The sequence below is a fragment of the uncultured Maritalea sp. genome, assembly GCF_937139385.1.
Classification (GTDB): domain Bacteria; phylum Pseudomonadota; class Alphaproteobacteria; order Rhizobiales; family Devosiaceae; genus Maritalea; species Maritalea porphyrae_A.
In genome coordinates, this window is sequence record NZ_CAKZPW010000081.1 from 1 (window position 1) to 4654 (window position 4654).

The following is a 4654-nucleotide window of genomic DNA, read 5'->3' on the forward strand; positions in this document are numbered from 1 at the left end:
TTCCCGCGGATCGGGGCACGGGCACATTAAACTAGCTGCGACATTCTGTCGCACCAATCAGCCAACTCGCATTGCGCGCAAACACCAAGATATATAGAGTTTTGCACTCCAGTTTAGAATGGTTCCAAAAAGCCTGCTCAAATCGGCCATAATTGCTTGATCTGACGCATTGACGCGCGAAGGAAAAGCGAACAAAACCCCTGCAACACAAGGACTTTCAAGCCAACACATGGAGTGAGTAAATGAATTTGTCCAAATCACTTGCAGCGACTTTGATTGCAGGCACATCATTCTTCGGCACCGTTGCGGTCGCCGACGAAATCAATGTTTACAGCTATCGTCAGCCAGAACTTTTGAAACCACTCACCGATGCATTTGAAGCTGAAACAGGCATCAAAACAAATGTGTTGTTTGCAAAAAATGGTCTTGTGGACCGTTTAAGTTCAGAAGGGCAAAACTCGCCAGCCGATGTTTTGCTGACCGTTGATGTTGGTCGTTTGGATGCCATGAAAAAAGCCGACATCTGGCAAGCCATCCCTGCGGATGTAACGGCAAACTTGCCAGCAGAATTTGTTGATCCAGACGGCGCATGGGCAGCATTGTCGCTACGCGCCCGCATCTTCTATGTCTCAAAGGACCGCGTTGAAGAAACAGCAATGTCTTATGAAGACTTGGCAGATCCGAAATGGAAAGGTCGCGTTTGTACCCGCTCTGGCCAACATTCTTACACCATTGGTCTGGTTGCAGCACAAATTGCCAATAATGGCGTAGAAGCGACAAAAACGTGGCTTGAAGACGTTCGGGACAACCTCGCCCGCAAACCAACAGGCAACGACCGTGCACAAGTTAAAGCGATTTATTCTGGTGAGTGCGACATTGCAATTGGCAACACTTACTATATGGGCAAAATGGTCACCAACGACAAAGAGCCAGAGCAAAAAGACTGGGCCGCTTCTGTTCGCTTGATCTACCCGGGTGCTGAGCAAAGCAAAACCCACGTGAACATTTCAGGTGTTGGCATTGCGAAAAATGCACCGAACCTTGAAAACGCGAAGAAATTCATCCAGTTCCTTTTGTCAAATGATGCACAAGCCATCTATGCGGAAACCAACTTTGAGTTCCCAGTGGTGCCAGGTGTTGCCTCTTCTGACTTGGTTGCAAGCTGGGGTGAATTGCACGCCGACACATTGCCGCTTGCATCAATTGCTGACAAACGCGACGAAGCCAGCAAATTGGTGGACGAAGTTAAGTTTGACGAAGGCCCACAAAACTAGGCTTTGCACAAATTCCAAATCCGCTATACCAAGACAGGGATAGCGGATTTGATTGGAGAAGAATGATCGCTTGTCAAAGCGGCAAAGCTCACAACTTTATTGCAGGCGCGATTTCGCGCCTGTCTTTTGTTGAGCTCATTGTCATTTTTTCTATGGCCCTGCCAACTTTGGCGCTCGGGTGGCTTGCGGTTGGCGCCTTTGGCACTGAGGGCGGCTTGTTCTCGCGCATGTTGCCTGTTGCCTTAAGAGAGACGGGACTCCTTCTTCTTCTCGTTGGCTTGTTCACCGGGTTCATTGGCCTATTCAGCGCGTGGCTTGTTTCTAGTTTTGAGTTTCCGGGACGAAAATTGTTTGAATGGGCGCTGATTTTGCCCATCGCCATTCCCACCTACATTTCTGCATATGCTTGGGTTGAAGTGATGGATTTCACCGGCCCGTTGCAAACCGCCATCCGCATGCTGACCGGCGCCACCTCAATGCGCGATTATTGGTTCCCTGATTTTCGCACGATCGGCGGCGCGGCCTTTGTGATGAGCCTTGTTTTATACCCCTATGTTTATCTGAGCTGCCGTGCGTTCTTTTTGATGCAATCTGGCGTTTTGGTTGCCGCCAGCCGCACCCTAGGTGCGGGGCCATGGCGCACGTTCCGCGATGTGATATTACCACTGGCGCGCCCTGCCCTGATCGTTGGGGTGTCACTTGCCTTGATGGAAGTGATCAATGATGTGGGGGCCGTTGAGTTTTTCGGCGTCAACACGCTCACCGCCATTGTTTATGCCACATGGCTGAACCAATCCAACCTGCCCGGCGCAGCGCAATTGGCGGTCACCACCGTCATCATTATCGCTGGATTGATCTGGCTTGAGCAGCATGAACGGCGCAAACTCGACTATCTCACCAAGCGCGATAGCCGTGTGCCACCTTCCCGCTCCAAACTGCCGCCCATCGTTGCCGCTGGCGCCTTGGTATTCTGCATGAGCATTGTAGGCCTTGGTTTTTTGGTCCCCGTTTCCGAACTGATGTCCACCGCAATGGTTAGGGTCATGCGCGGCGTGATCGGCGCTGAGATATTTGAAGCGCTTTGGACCACCGTCTGGCTGGCCCTTGTGGGCGCGGCCATTTGTGTGGCAATCGGCTATTTTACGGCCCGACGCATGGTCAATGCAGATGGCAGCCGCAACCTTTCCTATCTTGCCACTTTTGGCTATGCGGTGCCCGGCACTGTGCTGGCGATCGGCGTTTTGGTACCGCTTGGGTTCCTAGACGGTGTGATCAACGACGCGACCCGCGCTTGGTTTAATGTTACCGTTGGTTTGATCCTTTCGGGTTCACCCATTGCCATCCTTTACGCCTATTCTGTCCGATTTCTCACCGTCAGCCACAACTCACTCGAGGCGGCCATGAAAAAGCGTGGCGTCAATTTGCTCGAAGCAGCCCATGTGTTGGGCGCGAACCGCTGGCGCTCCCTAATTGAGGTTGACCTGCCCACCCTGCGCCCCGCGCTTGTGGCAGCGCTGACACTCGTATTTGTCGAATGCATCAAAGAGCTACCCGCCACCCTATTGTTGCGTCCCTTGGGGCTAGAAACCCTTTCGACCTATGTTTACGCCGAAGCGAGCCTTGAGAACTTTGAAAGCGCTGCCGTGCCCGCCTTATTGATCATCACCATCGGCTTGGTACCCGCCATTTTGGGCGGCAAAATGCAGAGTGGTGAGCGGTAAGGTTAGGCTAGCGTTGGGCTTTTGTTCCGCCAGTTGTTTTGTCAGGTCTGGTTTGAGCACAGATTGCGCATTCATCAGGGTGCGGCGAATGATGGCTTTTCCAACGGTCAAAACGTCTGGGCTGCTGCTCGACTGCGCAAACCGTCACTTTTTGGCAGGAGCCGAAAGAGATGCGGAGTAATCAGGAAGCCTATTGCCAACCAGCTTAGGCGTTACTAGATTGCCCAAATGAAAGATTTTGATCTCAATCGTTTCGCCGTGATTGCTGACATTCACAGTAACTCTGACGCTTTGAAGGCTGTCCTGCAGGACATCTCGGCACAAGGTATCAGAAGCGTCGTCAATCTTGGGGATCATCTGAGTGGCCCAATGGCTGCTCGTGAAACCGCAGAACTACTTTTGGATCATGAAATGCCGTCGATCCGAGGCAATCATGACCGCTGGCTTGTTGAGAACAAGCGCGAGGACATGATCTCGATTGATGGGGCCGCTTTCGACCAACTTGACGCCCGCCACTTGGCCTGGCTTCGGGATTTGCAGCCGACGCTCTGGCTGTCTGACGATATATTCGCCTGTCACGGAACTCCGAGTAGCGACACAGCTTATTGGATGGAGGAGGTTTCGCCGGAGGGCGAGGTTGTTACCAGGTCACGGGATGCAGTCTCATCCGAGGCATCTGGGATCAAGGCAAGTCTTATGTTATGTGGTCACACGCATCTTCCCCGCCGGATGGACCTACCCGATGGCCGTATCATCCTGAACCCCGGCAGTGTTGGGTGTCCTGGCTATATTGACGACACCCCAGTGCACCATGTGGTGCAGACGGGTACTAGTGCGGCGTGCTATGCGCTGGTCGAGAGGGCGAAAGTCGGATGGACGACGACTTTCCGACACGTACCCTACGATCCGAACAGGATGATTGAGTTAGCGAAGACTGCCAATCATCCCAATTGGGAAAGTAGACTGGCGACGGGCTGGGTTAACTGAGGCTGCTACTCCCCTAAACCGGCCATTTGGGCAGCGGCAGCTCCGTCCGCAAAACCGACTTTGAAACAACTTGCCATCAGACCAATCGAACGATTAGCCCCCACGATACAGAATTTCAAACCTCCAAAACTCAACCGCACCTCTTAAGCAAAAATACTGCATCACGAAGCTTTCATCCCCACCAACCAAAGTTGGCTTTTGCAAATTGCGCTAATTCCGCTAGAACTAGGTTCAGGTTTGACCCACACAAATCAGGGATGAGAAACAGTGCAAATTATTGAAAAGACGGTCAAAAAAACGCTCCTAGCAGCGTCGATTGTTGGCCTTTCCACATTTGGTGCTTTTGCCAGCGACATTCGTGTCGGCATGGTGCTGGAGCCGCCTCACCTTGATCCGACCGCTGGCGCAGCCGCTGCGATTGATGAAGTTGTTTATGCCAATGTGTTCGAGGGTTTGACCCGGATCGACCAAAATGGCGGGGTGCAGCCTTCGCTTGCCACGTCTTGGACCATTTCGGACGATGGTATGACCTATACATTCACGTTGAAAGAGGGCGTCACCTTCCATGACGGCACCGGTTTTGATGCTGACGATGTGGTGTTCACCTATGACCGTGCGCGCGCTGAAGATAGTACCAACGCGCAAAAAGGCATTTTTGCCCCGATCACCTCT

At 52.5% G+C, this 4654-nt stretch carries 4 protein-coding genes; all 4 read left to right on the top strand.

Translation table 11 applies throughout. From position 1 onward, the window contains the following. Positions 1-242: 242 nt before the first annotated feature. Positions 243-1274, top strand: a complete 1032-nt coding sequence (locus tag Q0231_RS03500) for an extracellular solute-binding protein (RefSeq protein WP_299345136.1) — start codon at positions 243-245, stop codon at positions 1272-1274. A 62-nt stretch (positions 1275-1336) separates the two neighbouring features. Continuing rightward, the gene (locus tag Q0231_RS03505) at positions 1337-2995 is read left to right on the top strand and encodes an iron ABC transporter permease (RefSeq protein ID WP_299345139.1); all 1659 of its coding nucleotides are present in this window, start codon (positions 1337-1339) and stop codon (positions 2993-2995) included. A gap of 228 nt (positions 2996-3223) precedes the next feature. Further along, positions 3224-3982 (top strand): metallophosphoesterase family protein, encoded by a 759-nt coding sequence (locus Q0231_RS03510; protein ID WP_269392610.1) that lies wholly within the window; start codon positions 3224-3226, stop codon positions 3980-3982. A gap of 267 nt (positions 3983-4249) precedes the next feature. Next, positions 4250-4654: ABC transporter substrate-binding protein (locus tag Q0231_RS03515; protein WP_299345146.1), on the top strand; the 405-nt coding region annotated here is incomplete at its 3' end.

What these genes read in the sequence shown, in the direction of transcription:
- Q0231_RS03510 (WP_269392610.1), top strand. Translation starts at nt 3,224, where the DNA reads ATGAAAGATTTTGATCTCAATCGTTTCGCCGTGATTGCTGACATTCAC.
- Q0231_RS03505 (WP_299345139.1), top strand. Translation starts at nt 1,337, where the DNA reads ATGATCGCTTGTCAAAGCGGCAAAGCTCACAACTTTATTGCAGGCGCG.
- Q0231_RS03500 (WP_299345136.1), top strand. Translation starts at nt 243, where the DNA reads ATGAATTTGTCCAAATCACTTGCAGCGACTTTGATTGCAGGCACATCA.